At 61.5% G+C, this 16,588-nt stretch carries 20 protein-coding genes and 1 pseudogene; 7 read left to right on the top strand and 14 right to left on the bottom strand.

Annotated elements, in window-relative coordinates:
- Window positions 1-66: 66 nt before the first annotated feature.
- Complete coding sequence (locus tag ACMHLQ_RS22645; RefSeq protein WP_415402921.1) at window positions 67-1,062, top strand: NADPH:quinone oxidoreductase family protein; 996 nt, start codon at window positions 67-69, stop codon at window positions 1,060-1,062.
- On the opposite strand, the gene ACMHLQ_RS22640 is transcribed toward ACMHLQ_RS22645, so the two are convergent.
- Window positions 1,059-1,721 (bottom strand): histidine phosphatase family protein, encoded by a 663-nt coding sequence (locus tag ACMHLQ_RS22640; protein ID WP_415402920.1) that lies wholly within the window; start codon window positions 1,719-1,721, stop codon window positions 1,059-1,061. The two genes, ACMHLQ_RS22645 and ACMHLQ_RS22640, sit on opposite strands and share 4 nt — an antisense overlap.
- A 26-nt stretch (window positions 1,722-1,747) precedes the next feature.
- On the opposite strand from ACMHLQ_RS22640, the gene ACMHLQ_RS22635 reads away from it, so the two are divergent.
- The 5 genes from ACMHLQ_RS22635 to ACMHLQ_RS22615 all read left to right on the top strand — a co-directional run bounded on the left by ACMHLQ_RS22635 (window position 1,748) and on the right by ACMHLQ_RS22615 (window position 5,097).
- Window positions 1,748-2,752 carry an NADP-dependent oxidoreductase gene (locus tag ACMHLQ_RS22635; protein ID WP_415402919.1) on the top strand — a complete coding sequence of 335 codons (1,005 nt, stop codon included), beginning with the start codon at window positions 1,748-1,750 and terminating at the stop codon, window positions 2,750-2,752.
- Window positions 2,749-3,222: a MaoC family dehydratase gene (locus ACMHLQ_RS22630; RefSeq protein ID WP_415402918.1), complete on the top strand. Its 474-nt coding sequence runs from the start codon at window positions 2,749-2,751 to the stop codon at window positions 3,220-3,222. The genes ACMHLQ_RS22635 and ACMHLQ_RS22630 overlap by 4 nt, the downstream gene beginning before the upstream one ends.
- A 64-nt stretch (window positions 3,223-3,286) precedes the next feature.
- A complete protein-coding gene (gene aroQ, locus ACMHLQ_RS22625; protein ID WP_415402917.1) occupies window positions 3,287-3,730 on the top strand; it encodes a type II 3-dehydroquinate dehydratase in 444 nt (147 codons plus the stop codon).
- Window positions 3,731-3,798: 68 nt separating this feature from the next.
- Complete coding sequence (locus tag ACMHLQ_RS22620) at window positions 3,799-4,476, top strand: helix-turn-helix transcriptional regulator (protein WP_415402916.1); 678 nt, start codon at window positions 3,799-3,801, stop codon at window positions 4,474-4,476.
- Between the two features lie 3 nt (window positions 4,477-4,479).
- Window positions 4,480-5,097 carry a histidine phosphatase family protein gene (locus ACMHLQ_RS22615; protein WP_415402915.1) on the top strand — a complete coding sequence of 206 codons (618 nt, stop codon included), beginning with the start codon at window positions 4,480-4,482 and terminating at the stop codon, window positions 5,095-5,097.
- A 370-nt stretch (window positions 5,098-5,467) separates the two neighbouring features.
- Here the strand turns inward: ACMHLQ_RS22615 and ACMHLQ_RS22610 are convergent, their stop codons facing one another.
- The 6 genes from ACMHLQ_RS22610 to ACMHLQ_RS22585 form a co-directional block, all read right to left on the bottom strand.
- A complete protein-coding gene (locus tag ACMHLQ_RS22610) occupies window positions 5,468-6,379 on the bottom strand; it encodes an alpha/beta fold hydrolase (RefSeq protein ID WP_415402914.1) in 912 nt (303 codons plus the stop codon).
- A gap of 71 nt (window positions 6,380-6,450) precedes the next feature.
- A complete protein-coding gene (gene tsf / locus ACMHLQ_RS22605; RefSeq protein ID WP_415402913.1) occupies window positions 6,451-7,326 on the bottom strand; it encodes a translation elongation factor Ts in 876 nt (291 codons plus the stop codon).
- A 75-nt stretch (window positions 7,327-7,401) separates the two neighbouring features.
- Window positions 7,402-8,220 carry a 30S ribosomal protein S2 gene (rpsB, locus tag ACMHLQ_RS22600; protein ID WP_415402912.1) on the bottom strand — a complete coding sequence of 273 codons (819 nt, stop codon included), beginning with the start codon at window positions 8,218-8,220 and terminating at the stop codon, window positions 7,402-7,404.
- Window positions 8,221-8,539: 319 nt separating this feature from the next.
- Entirely contained in the window at window positions 8,540-9,391 is an 852-nt protein-coding gene (locus ACMHLQ_RS22595; RefSeq protein ID WP_415402911.1) for a lysophospholipid acyltransferase family protein, read from the bottom strand.
- Window positions 9,391-10,149: a GNAT family N-acetyltransferase gene (locus tag ACMHLQ_RS22590; RefSeq protein WP_415402910.1), complete on the bottom strand. Its 759-nt coding sequence runs from the start codon at window positions 10,147-10,149 to the stop codon at window positions 9,391-9,393. Before ACMHLQ_RS22590 ends, ACMHLQ_RS22595 begins: the two co-directional genes overlap by 1 nt.
- Before the next feature lie 102 nt (window positions 10,150-10,251).
- Entirely contained in the window at window positions 10,252-10,440 is a 189-nt protein-coding gene (locus ACMHLQ_RS22585) for a DUF3553 domain-containing protein (protein WP_415402908.1), read from the bottom strand.
- A 38-nt stretch (window positions 10,441-10,478) separates the two neighbouring features.
- Between ACMHLQ_RS22585 and ACMHLQ_RS22580 the strand changes: the two genes are divergently transcribed.
- On the top strand, window positions 10,479-11,072 hold the full coding sequence (locus tag ACMHLQ_RS22580) for a histidine phosphotransferase family protein (protein WP_415402907.1): 594 nt from the start codon (window positions 10,479-10,481) through the stop codon (window positions 11,070-11,072).
- Here ACMHLQ_RS22580 and ACMHLQ_RS22575 read toward each other — a convergent pair.
- From ACMHLQ_RS22575 to rpmA, 7 genes and pseudogenes are all read right to left on the bottom strand, one after another.
- Window positions 11,069-12,333: pseudogene (locus ACMHLQ_RS22575) on the bottom strand (glutamate-5-semialdehyde dehydrogenase). The gene ACMHLQ_RS22580 and the pseudogene ACMHLQ_RS22575 sit on opposite strands and share 4 nt — an antisense overlap.
- Window positions 12,334-12,407: 74 nt before the next feature.
- A complete protein-coding gene (gene proB, locus ACMHLQ_RS22570) occupies window positions 12,408-13,514 on the bottom strand; it encodes a glutamate 5-kinase (RefSeq protein WP_415402906.1) in 1,107 nt (368 codons plus the stop codon).
- Window positions 13,502-14,536 carry a GTPase ObgE gene (gene obgE, locus ACMHLQ_RS22565; protein ID WP_415402905.1) on the bottom strand — a complete coding sequence of 345 codons (1,035 nt, stop codon included), beginning with the start codon at window positions 14,534-14,536 and terminating at the stop codon, window positions 13,502-13,504. Before obgE ends, proB begins: the two co-directional genes overlap by 13 nt.
- 35 nt (window positions 14,537-14,571) lie before the next feature.
- Window positions 14,572-15,108 carry a GNAT family N-acetyltransferase gene (locus ACMHLQ_RS22560; protein WP_415405337.1) on the bottom strand — a complete coding sequence of 179 codons (537 nt, stop codon included), beginning with the start codon at window positions 15,106-15,108 and terminating at the stop codon, window positions 14,572-14,574.
- Between the two features lie 2 nt (window positions 15,109-15,110).
- Entirely contained in the window at window positions 15,111-15,713 is a 603-nt protein-coding gene (locus tag ACMHLQ_RS22555) for a LysE family translocator (RefSeq protein WP_415402904.1), read from the bottom strand.
- A complete protein-coding gene (locus ACMHLQ_RS22550) occupies window positions 15,710-16,213 on the bottom strand; it encodes a GNAT family N-acetyltransferase (RefSeq protein ID WP_415402903.1) in 504 nt (167 codons plus the stop codon). The genes ACMHLQ_RS22555 and ACMHLQ_RS22550 overlap by 4 nt, the downstream gene beginning before the upstream one ends.
- Window positions 16,214-16,306: 93 nt before the next feature.
- Entirely contained in the window at window positions 16,307-16,576 is a 270-nt protein-coding gene (gene rpmA, locus ACMHLQ_RS22545) for a 50S ribosomal protein L27 (RefSeq protein WP_299145275.1), read from the bottom strand.
- Between the last annotated feature and the right edge of the window lie 12 nt (window positions 16,577-16,588).

Genomic DNA, 16,588 nt, shown 5'->3' with positions numbered 1-16,588 from the left:
CCACGATGCCCGCATGGGTAGGTGTATTGCACCCCTGCCGTTACGTCACGAGGGGGATCACTGAAAATGCACGCAATGCTCAGCACGGCACCCGGCGGATCGGAGACGCTGGAATGGACCGAACAGCCCGACCCGACGCCGAAAAAGGGCGAGGTACGGATTGCCGTGAAGGCGGCGGGCGTGAACTTTCCCGACACATTGATCATCCGCGACCTCTACCAGATCAAGCCGCCGCGCCCCTTCGCGCCGGGCGGAGAGGTGGCAGGCGTCGTGGACGCCATTGGCGAGGGTGTGACCGGATTGGCCGAGGGCGACCGCGTGATCGCCATGACCGGCTTTGGCGGCTTCACCACGCATATCTGTGCGCCTGCGACCGCGTGCTTGCCCATCCCCGATGGCATGCCGTTTGACGAGGCTGCCTGCTTTGTCTTTACATACGGAACGTCGCATTACGCATTGAAAAATCGGGCGGAATTGCAATCGGGTGAAACACTTCTGATCCTTGGTGCGGCTGGCGGTGTCGGGGCGGCCGCCATCGAATTGGGCAAGGCCGCGGGGGCGCGCGTGATTGCCGGTGTCAGTTCAGAGGACAAGGCGGCGTTTTGCAAGGACCTCGGCGCGGATGAGACGATCATCTACCCGCGCGATATGGATCGCTCTGCGCAAAAGGCATTTTCGGCAGAGATCAAGAAAGTGGCCGGGCCCGATGGCGTCCACGTCGCCTATGACGCGGTGGGTGGGGATTATGCAGAACCGGTGATCCGCTCGATGGCCTGGGGCGGGCGGTTCCTAGTCGTGGGGTTCCCGGCGGGCATCCCGGCCATCCCGCTGAACCTGACCCTCCTCAAGTCCTGCCAGATTGTCGGTGTGTTCTGGGGTGCCTCCATCTATCGCGACCCGGCAGGCCACATGCAGAACATGTCGGAACTGTTTGAGATGTATGGAAAAGGTCTGGTAAAGCCGCGCATCTCGGCCAGCTTTCCCATGACAGATGCAGCCGAGGCCCTGAACCTGATTGCAGAGCGCAAGGTGCTGGGCAAAGTCGTTCTTACGGCCCCTTAGAGGTGGTCGAGGTGCTGCGTCTCGTTGAACCCGCGCACGATCATCCGCTCGCCGTGGATCACAAGGCGGCTGATCGAGCCGTTGGCCGCACCCAGAAAGGCAAAGGGTTCGGACCCCGTGGCCATCGCCATCGCCGCGCCGATCACACCACCATGCACAAACACCGCAACACGTTCATCCGCGTGGTTGGCGGCAATCTCCATCAGCCCGCGCCGCACCCGGCCAAAGAACGCGTCTCGCGTTTCGGCCCCCGGTATGGGCGACCAGTCCTGCGCTTCAAACACCTTGCGGTAGACGGGGTCACCCTCTGCCGCCTTGATCCGGTAGAGGCCGCCATCCCAGTCGCCCAGATGCACCTCGTGCAAGTCCGGGTTTTCAACCGGCTCCATCCCCAGATGCGCTGCCAATGGGGCCGCCGTCTGATGAGTTCGGATCAACTTCGTCACGTAGAGCCTTGCAAAGCTTGTCTTTTGCAATTGCAAACCAACGGCGATGGCCTGCCGCTCGCCCTGCGGATGCAGGCGCGGGTCGCCGTGCCCATCGCGCATCGCAAAACTTTCTCCGGCCCGTGCAGGCGCGCTTTCCCCATGTCGGATCAGATAGAGTTCAGCCGCCCCTTTGGGTGGCGCATAAACGGGTTGGCGGTATTCCTGCGTCATATCCCCTCATACACAGGAGCCTCGAGATGACCAACCGCCAGATCACTGTCGCCGCCTTGCCGCAAGGCGCGCTGGGGCCCGAGCACTTTGAGATGCAGGACGCGCCCAGGCCCGAGCCGAAGGACGGCGAGGTTCTGCTGCGCACCATCCTGATGAGCATTGATGCCGCCAACCGCTCGTGGATGCAGGGGGCGACCTATCGCGATGCGGTCAAGGCGGGTGATCCCATGCCCACCTATGCGATTTGCGAAGTCATCAACAGCCGCTCGCCCCGCCTGTCGCCCGGCGACATCGTGGCCGCCGAAAGCGTCTGGGCCGACCACGTCACGCGGCCCGCACACAAGGTGCAGAAACTGCCCAAGGTGCAACCGCTCAGCCATCTGCTCAGCGTCTATGGTATTGCGGGCAAGACCGCGTTCCACGGGCTGTTGAGTGTCGGCCAACCGCTGGCCGGCGAAACCATCGTGGTGAGCGCCGCAGCCGGATCCGTGGGCGGTTATGTGGGTCAAATCGGCAAGGCGCTGGGGTGCCGTGTCGTGGGCATCGCAGGGGGGCCAGAGAAATGCGCCTACGTGACGGACGAACTCGGCTTTGACGCCTGTGTCGACTACCGCGCGGGCAACATCTTCAAACCACTGCGCGCCGCCTGCCCCGACGGCGTCGATGTCTATTTCGACAATGTGGGCGGCGACATCCTGGAAACCACGCTGGCCTTGATGAATGAACGCGGACGCGTGGTCTGCTGCGGTGCGATCAGCCAGTACGACACGACCACCCCGACAGGTCCGCGCAACCTGCCCGGCGTGATCGTCGTGAAACGGCTGCGGATGGAAGGGTTCATCGTGATGGATTTCGCCCATAACGACGCCAAGGCCACACGCGCGCTGCAACGCTGGGTGGCCTCCGGTCAGATCAAGGTGACAGAGGACATCGTCGACGGGCTCGAAAACGCACCCGCCGCCCTGATCGGCCTGCTGAGCGGCGACAATCGCGGCAAACGCATGGTACGGGTCGGGGCAGATCCGACATGAGCATCAAAGACGCCCACGCAGCGCTGAGCGCACAGATCGGGCAAGAGGTCGGTGTCTCGAACTGGATCACTGTCGATCAGCCCATGATCGACCAGTTCGCCACCATCACCCATGACACGCAATGGATTCACACAGACCCGGACCGCGCCGCGCGCGAAACGCCCTTTGGCGGCGCGATCGCGCATGGGTTCCTGACGCTCAGCCTTGCCAGCCGCTTTGCCTATGACTGCTTTCCAGTGCTGCCGGGGCAAACCATGGGCATCAACTACGGCTTCAACCGCCTGCGATTTCTGTCACCGGTGCGGGCAGGCAGCCGTCTGCGGGGGCGGTTCACGCTGACTGGCGTCCACATGCGCGCGGCCACGGAATTGATGCGCGAGACCACCCTGACGATCGAGATCGACGGCCAAGACACCCCCGCACTTGTGGCAGAATGGCTCGGTTTGGCAATCTTTGACCAACCCGGCTGAATGCGGCACTGGACAGACCATGCGATAACTCGCTAACACCGTTGCAAATCAAGGGTATTTTCCAATGACTTCCGTCCTTGTTCTCAATGGACCAAACCTGAACCTGCTTGGCACGCGGCAGCCCGAAATCTATGGGCACACCACGCTCGCGGATGTCGAGGACATGTGCGCGGCCCACGCCGAAACGCACGGGTTTGCCGTGACCTGCCTGCAATCCAACCATGAGGGCGCGTTGGTGGACGCCATTCATGCGGCCAAGGGTAAACATGACGGCATTGTGCTGAATGCAGGTGCCTACACTCACACCTCCATTGCGTTGCACGACGCCATCGTCGGCACACAATTGCCGGTTGTTGAATTGCACCTGTCAAACATACACGCGCGCGAGACATTCCGGCACAAAAGCTTTATTGCTCCTGTGGCAGTGGGCATGATCTGCGGATTTGGTGCCGCTGGCTATACTCTGGCGCTTGACGCATTGCTGGGCCATTTGGGGAGGACCACGTGAAAAGCTATCTGCACAGGCTTTCAAATTGCCAAACTATAGAAGAGCTTTGGGAAGCCCACACGCGCAAGATGAACCAGTATGGCTTCGATCGACTAATATACGGCTTTACCCGCTACCGTTCCGGCAACTCGCTGGGTGATCCCGAAGACTTCATCATCCTGACCAACCATGACAAATCCTATTCGAACGTGTTCATGGGCGAGCAGCACTATGTCCATGCGCCCATGGTCAATTGGGCGCTCAACAACGAAGGCGCGTGCAGTTGGGGTATCCTGGCCCAGATGCAGTCGACCAAGACGCTGACACCCGCCGAACAGCGCGTGCTCGAGTTCAACTACTCGATGGATGTGACAGCCGGGTACACGATCAGCTTCAAATCGGTCTCGGCCCGCTCAAAAGGCGCCATCGCGCTGACGGCGCGCAAGGGCATGACCCAGGACGAGGTGGATGCGATCTGGGCCGAACATGGCCGTGACATTCACCTTATGAACAATGTCGCCCATCTCAAGATTCTCACCCTGCCCTACACCGCGCCAAATCGGTCGCTCACCAAGCGGCAGCGCGAGGCGCTTGAATGGGTCGGCGATGGCAAAACAATGCAGGATATTGCAGTTCTGATGGGTTTGACCTCGGCCACGGTCGAAAAACATCTGCGCCTTGCGCGTGAGGCCCTCGCCGTTGAAACAACCGCGCAGGCTGTGCTCAAGGCCGCGTTCGCCAACCAGATGTTCATCCTCGAGGCCTAGGCGATGTCGCGTCCTGCCCTTGTGCGTTACCTCAGCCATCCGCAGGTCGTGGTAGATCCGAATGTGCCGATTACGGAATGGGCGTTGAGCGATGTCGGGACTGCACGCATCGACGCACTGAGCGCTGTGGCCAAACAGGCCCTTGCCGGGACCACGAGCGTTTTTACCAGTCCCGAACGAAAAGCACGCGATGCGGCGGCACCTTTGGCGCGGGCTCTCGGCTGTCCTGTGCAGATTGCCGAAGACAGCTATGAAAACGACCGTTCCGCAACCGGGTATTTGCCGCCAGAAACGTTCGAAACCACAGCAGATTCGTTTTTTGCGCAGCCGAAGATTTCAATCCATGGTTGGGAAAAGGCGGAAAATGCACAAGAACGCATCGTTCAAAGTGTGACTAAAATCACTAAAATTGCACCGACCGGAGACATCTTGATCGTAGGGCATGGGGCGGTCGGAACACTGCTCTATTGTGCCTTCTCTGGCCAGCCGATCAGCCGCGAATTCGACCAGGGTTCTGGTGGTGGAGGCAACTATTTTTCCTTTTACCGACAATCACTTAAACCACTGAGCATGTGGCTTGAAATCGAAACACTGATCCCGGAAAACTCGGCAATCGTGTAAGAGATTTCTGACCCGTCAGACTGTCGCCGCACGACAGAAAAGAACCCTTTACCCAACGTCATTAGAAATTTTTTGACCGAGAGGTAAGGAATCCCCCACTTTCTTAACGTAAGGTAAATTTGGCAATCTAGCCATGTTCCGTGAGTGGTGGCTTTAGCCAGGGAACAGCGGGGCAGACCCTTTGTGATTTCAAAGGCAGGCTGTCCTGACCGGTCTAACCGGACCCGGCTCGTCTGTGTATTCATCCACAGGCGGGTCGGACTTTGAAAGCGTCCACGTGTCTCATCCCCGTGGCCAAGGACGCCGACAAAAAGGACGGGATCGCGACCCCAAACGCGATCCCGTCCGTTTTCGTTTGCAGAGATCTTTTTTAAACCGGCAAGGCATCCGTGGCCGCGCGTATGGCGGCGCGCATGTCTGTATCGAGGGCCGAATGTGTTGTGCCTCCGAGCACCTGTAACGTCGCGGCGGGCCAGACCTGCGCCAGTTCCCACGGCCCGCGCAAGGGGCAGGACGGATCAAAACGGCTATGAATCATTGTGCACGGGATGTGCGCCATGCGCGCGGCCTGTCGCAGCAGTTGATCGTCGCTGAACCATGCATTGTGCGCAAAGTAGTGCGTGACGATCCGGGCAAACCCCAGCCGGAATGCAGGGTCAGCATAGCGCGAACCGGGGTCGTGGATATCACCACCGAAAATCGCTGTCTCCCACTGACACCATGCGTCCGCTGCCGCCTGTGCCTGTTCCGGGTTGCGCAGCCGCGCGGCATAGGCCGCGATGCGCGCAGGCGTGTCGCTAGGCAACGTGCCAACCTCTGCCACATGCGCGCAGAACGCGGCATGGGCCTCGGGGAACATATTGCCGACGTCCCCATAGAGCCACTGCAGGTCCCGCGCCGCCGTTGTCGCCACACCCGCCAACACCATGGCACGCACGCGGGTCGGATGCGCCTGAGCATATGCCATGGCCAGCGTTGATCCCCACGAGCCGCCAAAAAGCACCCAGGCCTCGATCCCATAGGCCACGCGCACAGCCTCGATATCACTGATCAGATGCGCGGTGGTGTTATGATCCAGGGCCGAGAGGTCGTGACCAGCGTGGGGCAGACTGCGCCCACAGCCGCGCTGATCCATCAATGTCACGCGGTAACAGCCCAGGTCGAACAGATCGTAGTGTCCCGGCTGGCACCCCGATCCCGGCCCGCCATGCAGGACAAGGGCATCCATCCCCTGCCCGGCTTGTTCGACGTGGATACGATGACCATTCCCGACGTCGAACATGAAAGACCCTCCAAAAGCAAAACGGCGCACCCTATGGGCACGCCGTTTCATTTCAGATGCAAGCGGTTTGCTTAGCTTTGGCCGACTTTGGCAACCTCGGCGGCAAAGTCTTCCTTTTCGACTTCGATGCCTTCGCCCACTTCGAGGCGGGCAAAGCCTGTGATGGTCGCGCCAGCCTCTTCCGCAGCCTTGGCCACGGTCAGGTCGGGGTTCACCACGAAGGATTGGTTCAGCAGGGTGATTTCCGCCATGAACTTCTTCATGCGGCCCACGATCATCTTCTCGATGACCGCTTCGGGCTTGCCGCTTTCGCGGGCGATGTCCATCTGGACCTGCTTTTCCTTTTCGACGACAGCCGCGTCCAGATCGTCTTCGGACAGGGAGGCCGGGTTCACAGCCGCGATGTGCATCGCAACCTGCTTGCCGAACGCTTCGTCACCGCCGTCCATCGCGACCAGCACGCCGATCTTGCCCATGCCTGCGGTTGCCGCGTTGTGGACATAGGACACGACGGTGCCGCCCGACAGCTTGGCCATGCGGCGCACGCTCATGTTCTCGCCAATTGTGGCGATCTTGTCAGTGACCACGTCGCCGACAGTTTTGCCGCCCATGTCGACAGCGACCAGCGCCTCGACATCGTCAACACCCAGTGCGGCCTTGGCGATACCGGCGACCATCTCCTGGAATTCGGCGTTCTTGCCGACGAAATCGGTTTCCGAGTTCACTTCGACCGCGACACCGGTGCCACCGTCCACAACAACGGCGACGAGGCCTTCGGCAGCGGTACGGCCCGATTTCTTGGCGGCCTTGGCCAGGCCCTTGGTGCGCAGCCAGTCTACGGCGGCTTCCATGTCGCCGTCGGTTTCTGTCAGCGCTTTCTTTGCGTCCATCATGCCCGCGCCTGTCGAGTCGCGCAGTTCTTTGACCAATGCTGCTGTGATTGCCATCTTGGCTCTCCTCAAAATACGAGTGGTGTGCGGCGGTGCCTATGACCGCCGCATGTATCAGGTTCGTGACAGGGCTCAGCCTGCGGTCGGCGCGTCCGCTGCGGGGGCCTCTTCGGCTGCCGCTTCGGCGGCAGGTGCCTCTTCGGCTACGGCCTCCTCGACGGGGGCCTCTTCCATGGCACCGAGGTCAACACCAGCCGCACCCAGTTGGGCGCTCATGCCGTCCAGCGCCGCACGGGCCGCCAGATCGCAGTACAGCGCGATGGCGCGTGCCGCGTCATCGTTGCCGGGGATGATGTAATCCACACCATCGGGCGAGCAGTTGGTGTCAACCACGGCCACAACCGGGATACCCAGCTTGTTGGCTTCGGCAACCGCCAGCGCTTCTTTTTTCACGTCGATTACGAACAGCAAGTCGGGACGACCGCCCATTTCGCGGATACCGCCCAGCGAGGCTTGCAGTTTGCCCTGGTCACGTTCCATGCCCAGACGCTCTTTCTTCGTCAGGCCTTCGAACCCGATCTCGGCCTGCTCGTCGATGGATTTCAGGCGCTGGATCGACTTGGACACTGTCTGCCAGTTGGTCAGCGTGCCGCCCAGCCAGCGGTGGTTCATGTAGTACTGGGCGCAGTTTTCTGCCGCGTCCGCAATCGGCTGTGCCGCCTGGCGCTTGGTGCCCACGAACAGCACGCGACCGCCCTTGGCAACGGTGTCGCGGATGGCCTGCAGGGCCTGATCCAGCATGGGAACGGTTTGGGTCAGATCCATGATGTGGATGCCGTTACGCGCGCCGTAGATGAATGGGCCCATACGGGGATTCCAGCGTTGTGTCTGGTGACCAAAGTGTACGCCTGCCTCGAGCAGCTGGCGCATGGAGAACTCGGGAAGAGCCATGTGCGTTTTCCTTTTCCGGTTTTCGCCTTGCCCGGGGTATCAGTGCGGATGCACCAACCGGTGGACGATATGGGGATGTCTCCCCCATGCGCCCGCCCCGAACTGCGGATTGAATGGGCGCGCTTTAGGGGGTTATGCGGGCAATGGCAAGGGCCAAGTCTGCTTTGCGGTCGTGCGCTGTGCAGATTCTTTTGGGTAAGGCACGTGCACAGCTAAGGAATGTCAACGTCAGCCCTGATGGACGGCGCACGCCGGTTTGGCAGGATGCGCAACACGTGCAGTTTTCTTAACCACGTTTCGCCATTTGAGGAGACTGCTTTCAGACCTGTTCGGATGCGCCCACACGCGCCGTTGCCAGCCCGTGACCCGCACGCACAAGGGCCTCAGCCTCTGCGGCCAGGGCCTTGCGATCGGACGCTTGTGCCACAGACAGCGCAGGGTGATAGACCACTTCGACCCGGCCTTGCCGGGGCAGCGCCAGCGTGCTCAGCAAGTGCGCGCCGAAATCCATATCGCCCCACCAACCATAGGCACGCGGATCCTGGCCTGCGGGCGCGTGATAGGTGACCGAAACCGGCTGCACCGAAAGTGTCGCCCGCAACTCGTGGCGAAAGAAGGCCGCAAAGAGCGTCGATTTGAATGGCAGCACCCGCAGACCGTCCGTGCTGGTGCCTTCGGGAAAGAACAAGAGGCGATGCCCGGCCTGCAAACGATCCTCGAACAGAGCAGTCTGGGCCTGTGCCTCGCGCCGGTCACGCGCGATGAACACGGTGCCGACAGCGCGGGCCAGAAACCCGATGCCGGGCCAGCCCGACACTTCGGATTTCGATACGAAACACACGCGATCCGATGCGTTGAGCACAAAGATATCGAGCCAGCTGGAGTGATTGGCCACAACCGCCCCCTGGCCCCGCATCGGCGCGCCCTTGCGCGCGAACCCCATGCCCATCCAGAACAGCGATATCCGGCAGACAGCTTGCGTGATCCACGGCGTCCACGGCCGGGCCATGCCGAACAGTGGCCGTTCGATCAGGCGCAGGGGCAGCAGCAAGGCCAGCCCCAACAGGATCGTCAGCACGATCATCACGCCCCGCGCGATGACACGCACCCATCCCAAGGCACTGATTTTCAACGGTTCCGGCGGCTCGCCCCCGTCCCATGTCATCGTCATTATGCAGCCCCATAGATACGTTTCTGGCGCCCGGACATCGCGTCTGTGTCCATGATCAAGCAGACATCGGTGGTGTTGAAGGCATGATCCACATAGGCCCCCGCACCCACAACGCCCCCCAGGCGCAGATAGGCCTTGATCAGCGCCGGAATCTGCACCATCGCGGCCCGTCGGTCGATCTGGTCTGCGGCCATCAGGTTCATGTCGGCCCCGTGAGGTGTGCGCGCCGTGACGCGCAAGTGTTCAGGGGCAAGGTGGCGGTGATGCAACAGGGACAGCGGTTGCGCCAGCGCCTGCACATCGGTGCCGTGAAAGGAGGCGACGCCAAACATGATCTCGATCTCGTGGCGGGCGACATAGTCTGCAAGGCCGTTCCACAGATGATACATCGCCGCCCCGCCGCGATAGGCAGGCAGAAGGCAGGACCGCCCCAGTTCCAACAGCCGCCGCCCCGTGGCGCGCAAAGGGGTCAGGTCGTATTCATCCTCGGAATAGAATTGCCCGACCGCTGTGGCCTGTTCCGCGCGCAGCATCCGGTAGACACCTACCACCTGCCCCGCGGCATCATCATAAAGCAGCAGATGATCAAAGAACGGATCGAACCGATCCTGCTCCAACCCCTGATCGTGATCCACCAGCGCACCGCCCCCGCCCAACTCGCGCACGAACACGTCATAGCGCAGCGCCTGCGCCGCGCGCAGATCGGCGTCACCACGTGCAAGGGCAACGCGAAACTCAGGGTCGTGGGTCAGTGTCATTGCGCGGGGGTGTATCGGGGACAACCGTCTAAGGTAAAGGGGGCGAACACCTTACGACCCGAGGTTGCATTGCGTTAATGTTTCAGAAAGGATGTTGAGGCATCAAGGGCCTGTATCAAATACGGGCACCAAAGCAATGCGCGTACCGTCAATCACGACCTTGCCCGCATCGGGAAAGTTCACCGTGACGCGCGCGCCCACGTTGCTTTGAACCTGACCGACGCCCCATTCCGCTTGCGTGGGATGGCGCACCAACATGCCGGGGGCCAGAATGGCGTTCAGATCTTCCATGACCTACCTTTCGTGTGGGCATCGTTTGGGGGCCGTCGATGGGCCAGTCTAATGTAAGCTTGGCTGCCCTGATTGGTAGCCGTATCTGTCACGACCTGATATCGCCCATCGGTGCGATCAACAACGGGCTCGAGTTGCTGGGGATGTCCGATGACCGCGACGGCCCCGAGATCGACCTGATTTCGGAAAGTGTGGGGAACGCCAGCGCGCGCATCCGCTTTTTCCGCATTGCCTATGGCGCGGCCAGCGACCAGCCCATGGGCCGGGCCGAGGTCGTGTCGATCCTCAATGACATTCTCGGCGGTGGACGTCTGAAGGTGGCCTATGGCCCGCTGGATGAACAGCCCCGATGGGCCGTGCGCATGGCATTTCTGGCCATCCAGTGCCTCGAAACCAGCATGCCTTATGGGGGCCGTATCGAAATCAGCTGCGATGCAGGCAAGTGGGCGGTGACGGGCTTTTCGGAAAAGACCAATGTGGATCAGGCCTTGTGGGACGTGATGACAGGCGCCGACCCGGTGGATCTGGCGCCCGCCCATGTCCAATTTGCGCTACTGCACGCCGTTGCAGGCGATGCATCGCGCACCGTTCGCGCCGAGGTCAGCAACGCAACGTTGCGCATCACTTTCTAGGCGCGCACCGTTCCGTCACCACGCACAAGGTATTTGAAGCTGGTCAGCTGCGCGGCACCAACGGGCCCGCGCGCATGCATCTTGCCCGTTGCGATCCCGATCTCGGCCCCCATGCCGAATTCCCCCCGTCCGCGAACTGGGTCGACGCGTTGTGCATGAGGATCGCGCTGTCGAGTTCACTGAGGAAGCGCGTAGCTGCTGTGTCATCCTCAGTCAGGATGCAATCAGTGTGGTTTGATCCATAAGTGCGGATGTGATCCATGGCGGCATCAAGGTCTGGCACAACGCGCGCGGCGATGTCCATATCGAGGTATTCCTTGCCCCAATCGGCCTGCGTTGCGGCCAGAACCCCGTCGAGCGTTTGCAGCGTCACGTCCGCATGCACTCGCACACCTGCATCCATCAGCGCCCGGACCACCCCCTGCCCGATCGTGTCTGCTAAGTCCTCGTGGATCAACAGACACTCCGCAGCCCCGCAAATCCCGGTCCGCCGAGTCTTGGCGTTCAAAACGACCTTCAGCACCTTTTCAGGGTCCGCTTCCCTGTCAATGTAGATGTGCACGATCCCTTCGAGATGGGCAAAGACAGGCACGCGCGCCTCGCGCTGGACCAGCCCGACAAGCCCTTTGCCGCCACGGGGCACGATCACGTCAATCGTATCGGTCATCGTCAGCATCTCGCTGACGGCGGCGCGGTCACGGGTGGGCACCAGCTGGATCGCGTCATCTGGCAGCCCTGCGTCGCGCAGACCCTGCACAAGGGCGGCGTGAATGGCACCGGAGGAATGAAAACTCTCGGATCCGCCACGCAGGATCACCGCGTTGCCAGCTTTCAGGCACAGCGCGCCCGCATCTGCCGTGACGTTGGGACGGCTTTCGTAGATGACACCGACCACCCCCAAAGGCGTGCGCACACGCTGGATATTCAGGCCCGTGGGTTGGGTCCACTCGGCCAGCACTTCGCCCACCGGATCAGCCTGTTCGGCAACGGCGCGCAGGCCATCGACAATGCCTTGAATGCGGCCCTCGTCCAAACGCAGGCGGTCCATCATGGCGTCTGTCAGACCCTTCTCGCGCCCGAAATCCAGATCAAGTGCGTTGGCAGCGATGATCACATCGCGGGCGTTCCAGACGTTCTCGGCAGCAGAGATCAGCGCGGCATGTTTGCGTTCGGCGCTGGCAAAGGCGAGCGTGGCTGCGGCCGCCTTGGCGCGCGCGCCGATGTCGGCCATGACGGCGGGGATGTCAGCGAGGTCTTTCATATGTGGCGTCCTTTGCAGGCGGTGCGCTATCGACATTAATGCATCCGGCGGTAGTGTTTCCAGTCAGAAGAAGATCACAGCGCCATGTCATCGCGATGGATCAGCGCGGCGCGGCCCGGATAGCCCAGCAGCGCCTCGATCTCAGCACTGCGGTGCCCTTTGATCTTTTGCGCTTCATCGGCTGTATAACGGCTGAGTCCAAGGCCAAGTTGATGACCGTCCGGCCCGTGGATGGCGACAGGTTCGCCCCGTCCAAACGCGCCGGAAACTGCATGAACCCCAGCAGGCAAAAGACTGTTTCCATTGCATAAAGCGCGCGCCGCACCAGCATCGAGCGTGATGACCCCGCGTGGTTTCATCGCGGCAATCCAGCGTTTGCGGGCAGCTTGCGGGTCAAGGGTGGCGGTGAACCACGTGGCGTTCGCACCGTCTTCCAACGCGCGGAGCGGGTGCATCGCCGCCCCGTGACAGATCGCCATGGCGCAGCCCGCTGCCGTCGCCGTCTTGGCCGCCATCAGTTTGGTTTTCATGCCGCCCTTGGACAGGCCGGACCCCGCATCGCCCGCCTGCGCCTCGATCTCGGGTGTGATCGTGTCGATCACGCTGTACCGCGTGGCCGATGCATCATCGGCTGGATTGGCGGAATAGAACCCGTCCACATCCGACAACAGCACCAACTGATCCGCCCCGATGGTCGCGGCGATCTGCGCAGCCAGCCGGTCGTTGTCGCCAAAGCGGATTTCGTCCGTAGCGACCGTGTCATTCTCGTTGACGATGGGCAGCGCGCCAAGGGTGATCAGCTGTTCCAGCGTCGCGCGAGAGTTAAGGTAGCGGCGGCGGTCGCGGCTGTCCTCAAGCGTCATCAGCACTTGCGCGGTGGTGATACCGTGCGGGGCAAGCGCCTCTTCGTATGCGCGCGCGAGGCGGATCTGGCCCACTGCAGCAGAGGCTTGCGACTGTTCAAGCGCCAAGTCGGACGCCGACAACCCAAGCGCCTGACGCCCAAGCGCAATCGAACCCGAGGACACAAGCACGACCTGCACACCGTGCCCTTTCAGCCAGGCCACGTCCTGCGCCAGCCCTTCCAGCCAGTCCTTGCGCAAATCACCCGTGTCACGGTCGACCAACAGGGCCGACCCGATCTTTACCACGAGCCGCTTGGCAGTGGTCAGGGACGCCATGGCGCGACCTCTTCCTGCGGGAGATGGCGCAGGCGGTCGTCGTCGATCTGACCACGCAGGGCCCGCAATACATCTGTCACGCCTTCACGTGCGACACTCGACATCAGCATGACAGGGCCACCGGACGCTTTTTCCAAATCTTTCCGTGCGCTTGCGCGCTCTTCCTCATCCAGCGCATCGACCTTGTTCAACACTGTGATGCGCGGCTTTTCCGCCAGATCACCGCCATAGGCCTCCAACTCACCAATGATGGTTTGGTAGTCTTCGGCCACCGTCTCGGACGTTCCGTCGATCAAGTGCAACAGGACCGCGCAGCGTTCCACATGGCCGAGGAACAGATCCCCCAGGCCGCGCCCTTCGGAGGCCCCTTCGATCAAGCCCGGGATATCAGCCACGACAAATTCGGTGTTGTCCACGCCCACAACCCCAAGGTTTGGATGCAGCGTGGTAAAGGGATAATCCGCAATCTTGGGACGCGCATTTGAGGTGGTCGCAAGAAATGTCGATTTGCCCGCATTGGGCAGGCCCAGCAGACCCACATCCGCAATCAGCTTGAGGCGCAGCCACAGCGTACGCTCCACCCCTTCCTGCCCGGGATTTGACCGGCGCGGGGCCTGGTTGGTGGCGGATTTGAAATGCAGATTGCCCCAACCGCCATTGCCGCCGCGGGCCAGTTCCACGCGCTGTCCCAACTCGGTCAGGTCGGCAATCAGCGTTTCCTGATCCTCGTCCAGAATTTCGGTGCCCACGGGCACACGCAACACGATGTCATCACCATCTTTGCCGGTGCGCTGGCGGCCCATGCCGGGCACACCGTTCTTGGCAAAGAAGTGCTGCTGATAGCGAAAATCGATCAGCGTGTTCAGCCCGTCCACAGCCTCGGCCCAGACCGAACCGCCCGTGCCGCCGTCGCCGCCATCGGGGCCGCCATACTCGATATACTTCTCGCGCCGGAACGAGATGCACCCGTTGCCGCCGCTGCCCGAGCGGATGTAAACCTTGGCCAGATCAAGAAACTTCATATCTGCGTCCTATAGCGGGGCGCGCGGCCCCGCAATCACAGTTTGTGGCTATAGGTCCACGTGGGCACCGTGGCGTCCCGCGCAACCGAGAAGGATTCCGCATCGCCAAGGTATTCGAACCCGCAATGGGTCAGCACGCGGGCCGAGGCCGGATTGTCCTGAAAGACGCTGGCATACATGTTCGCGTTGCCCATTGGGTTCGCCGCGACAAGTGCCTGCACGGCGTCCGAGGCAAGACCGGTATTCCAGAACGGCGGCGCCACCCAATAGCCCACTTCGGACTGGTTACGGTCCATCCGCTCGAGCGAGATCAGGCCCATCACTTCGGCACCGCCGGATTTGTGGCCGTCCATGGCCCACACGTCTTCCTCGCGATCATCCGACATGGCGCGGGTCACGAAAGCTTCGGTCATGCCCGGCGGGACGGGATGCGGAATGGACGTGGTCATGCGCGCGACACGCACGTCGCCTGCATACATCTCGATCAGGCCCATGTCAGACTTGCGCAAGGGGCGCAGAACAAAGCGTTCCGTCTCGATCACGGGTTGTGTCACGATTTTCTCCATCTCCATCGTCATGTCCCTCCTCCGAACAGAACAAACAGCACCGACGCGACCGTGAGGCCAGCGAGGGTATACATCAGATAGGGTTCCGCAGGCGTGCCTGCGAGGGTGCGCGCGATACGATCGCCCGCGAGTGTCCAAAGCGGGTGCAATAGCACCTGTGTGGCCAGCAATATGCCGCCAATGGTTGCCGTCGCGATAACAGGATCTGTGCCGGGGCTTACGAATCCGGTAAATCCTGCGACAATCATTGCCCATGCCTTGGGGTTAAGCGGGTGCACGATCAAACCAGCCGCAAATCCCGGCGCGGATGAGGCCGGGTCGGCCTGCCCCAGACGCAGGTTTGCCACCTTCCATGCCAGCCACATGATGTAAGCCGCCGAGACCCATTTGAGCACCTCAAAGACCCAAGGCGCCTGATCGGCGAGCGTCATCAGACCGAAGCCCACTGGCCAGATCACCAACTGCTTGCCGAGCGCCACACCGGCGACAAAGGGCAAGGCGGCCCGAAAGCCGTAGCGCGCGCCGGTGGCAAGAAGCGCCATGTTTGCAGGCCCGGGTGTGCCCACCTGGCTGGCCGCGAATATGGCGAAGGACGTGACCGCAATGCTCATGTCCGCGCCTCCCACGCACTGCGGGTCAGCAGCATGCGTTGCAGCGTGTGTGTCTCGCCTGTCGCCTTCGATTTCTTCTGGCACAGGGATGTGGGCACAAAGCCCTGTTTTTCCAGCACGCGCCGCGAGGCCGCGTTGCCGAGGAAGTATCCGCTGTCCAAATCCGTGTGCCCATCGGCAAAGTACCCGGCGATGACCGCTGTGCAGGCCTCGCTGATGATGCCCTGCCCCCAATACTGGCGCCCCAGCCAATAGCCCAATTCGTTCACGGTGCCGATGCAACCGACCAGATGACCGTCATGTTCGATCAAATGAACGTCCGCCCCCTTGTCAATCACCGCACTCAGGAACCCTTTTGCATCATCCAGACCATAAGGATGCGGCACGCGCGTCAGCCACCGCGCCACCTCGAGATCACCGATCAGCGGCACAATCACGTCTGCATCCGTCATAAGGGGGCGGCGCAGGATCAAACGGTCTGTCGTGATATGGTCCGGCATGAAACCGTTCCTTGCGTAAATCGAGATCGAAAAAGAAAAAGGGACCGGCGTTTCCGCCGATCCCTGATTTTGTCAAAACCTTTTGGGTACGGCTTACTCCGCGGCCTCCGCGACTGGCAGGACCGAGATAAACGTGCGGTTTTTCAGCCCCTTGTGGAAGGTCACCGCGCCATCAACGGTCGCAAAGATCGTGTGATCCTTGCCCATGCCAACGCCTTCGGCAGGCCAAAACTTGGTGCCGCGCTGACGCACGATGATGTTGCCGGGAATGACAGCTTCGCCGCCATATTTCTTCACGCCAAGACGACGCCCTGCGGAGTCGCGACCGTTACGGGATGAACCGCCTGCTTTTTTATGTGCCATGCGTCTCTCTCC

The organism is Tateyamaria algicola (assembly GCF_047715485.1).
GTDB lineage: Bacteria > Pseudomonadota > Alphaproteobacteria > Rhodobacterales > Rhodobacteraceae > Tateyamaria.
This window is presented reverse-complemented; position numbering and strand designations above follow the sequence as displayed.

What these genes read in the sequence shown, in the direction of transcription:
- ACMHLQ_RS22645 (WP_415402921.1), top strand. Translation starts at nt 67, where the DNA reads ATGCACGCAATGCTCAGCACGGCACCCGGCGGATCGGAGACGCTGGAA.
- ACMHLQ_RS22640 (WP_415402920.1), bottom strand. Translation starts at nt 1,721, where the DNA reads ATGACGCAGGAATACCGCCAACCCGTTTATGCGCCACCCAAAGGGGCG.
- ACMHLQ_RS22635 (WP_415402919.1), top strand. Translation starts at nt 1,748, where the DNA reads ATGACCAACCGCCAGATCACTGTCGCCGCCTTGCCGCAAGGCGCGCTG.
- ACMHLQ_RS22630 (WP_415402918.1), top strand. Translation starts at nt 2,749, where the DNA reads ATGAGCATCAAAGACGCCCACGCAGCGCTGAGCGCACAGATCGGGCAA.
- aroQ (WP_415402917.1), top strand. Translation starts at nt 3,287, where the DNA reads ATGACTTCCGTCCTTGTTCTCAATGGACCAAACCTGAACCTGCTTGGC.
- ACMHLQ_RS22620 (WP_415402916.1), top strand. Translation starts at nt 3,799, where the DNA reads ATGAACCAGTATGGCTTCGATCGACTAATATACGGCTTTACCCGCTAC.
- ACMHLQ_RS22615 (WP_415402915.1), top strand. Translation starts at nt 4,480, where the DNA reads ATGTCGCGTCCTGCCCTTGTGCGTTACCTCAGCCATCCGCAGGTCGTG.
- ACMHLQ_RS22610 (WP_415402914.1), bottom strand. Translation starts at nt 6,379, where the DNA reads ATGTTCGACGTCGGGAATGGTCATCGTATCCACGTCGAACAAGCCGGG.
- tsf (WP_415402913.1), bottom strand. Translation starts at nt 7,326, where the DNA reads ATGGCAATCACAGCAGCATTGGTCAAAGAACTGCGCGACTCGACAGGC.
- rpsB (WP_415402912.1), bottom strand. Translation starts at nt 8,220, where the DNA reads ATGGCTCTTCCCGAGTTCTCCATGCGCCAGCTGCTCGAGGCAGGCGTA.
- ACMHLQ_RS22595 (WP_415402911.1), bottom strand. Translation starts at nt 9,391, where the DNA reads ATGACGATGACATGGGACGGGGGCGAGCCGCCGGAACCGTTGAAAATC.
- ACMHLQ_RS22590 (WP_415402910.1), bottom strand. Translation starts at nt 10,149, where the DNA reads ATGACACTGACCCACGACCCTGAGTTTCGCGTTGCCCTTGCACGTGGT.
- ACMHLQ_RS22585 (WP_415402908.1), bottom strand. Translation starts at nt 10,440, where the DNA reads ATGGAAGATCTGAACGCCATTCTGGCCCCCGGCATGTTGGTGCGCCAT.
- ACMHLQ_RS22580 (WP_415402907.1), top strand. Translation starts at nt 10,479, where the DNA reads ATGGGCCAGTCTAATGTAAGCTTGGCTGCCCTGATTGGTAGCCGTATC.
- proB (WP_415402906.1), bottom strand. Translation starts at nt 13,514, where the DNA reads ATGGCGTCCCTGACCACTGCCAAGCGGCTCGTGGTAAAGATCGGGTCG.
- obgE (WP_415402905.1), bottom strand. Translation starts at nt 14,536, where the DNA reads ATGAAGTTTCTTGATCTGGCCAAGGTTTACATCCGCTCGGGCAGCGGC.
- ACMHLQ_RS22560 (WP_415405337.1), bottom strand. Translation starts at nt 15,108, where the DNA reads ATGGAGATGGAGAAAATCGTGACACAACCCGTGATCGAGACGGAACGC.
- ACMHLQ_RS22555 (WP_415402904.1), bottom strand. Translation starts at nt 15,713, where the DNA reads ATGAGCATTGCGGTCACGTCCTTCGCCATATTCGCGGCCAGCCAGGTG.
- ACMHLQ_RS22550 (WP_415402903.1), bottom strand. Translation starts at nt 16,213, where the DNA reads ATGCCGGACCATATCACGACAGACCGTTTGATCCTGCGCCGCCCCCTT.
- rpmA (WP_299145275.1), bottom strand. Translation starts at nt 16,576, where the DNA reads ATGGCACATAAAAAAGCAGGCGGTTCATCCCGTAACGGTCGCGACTCC.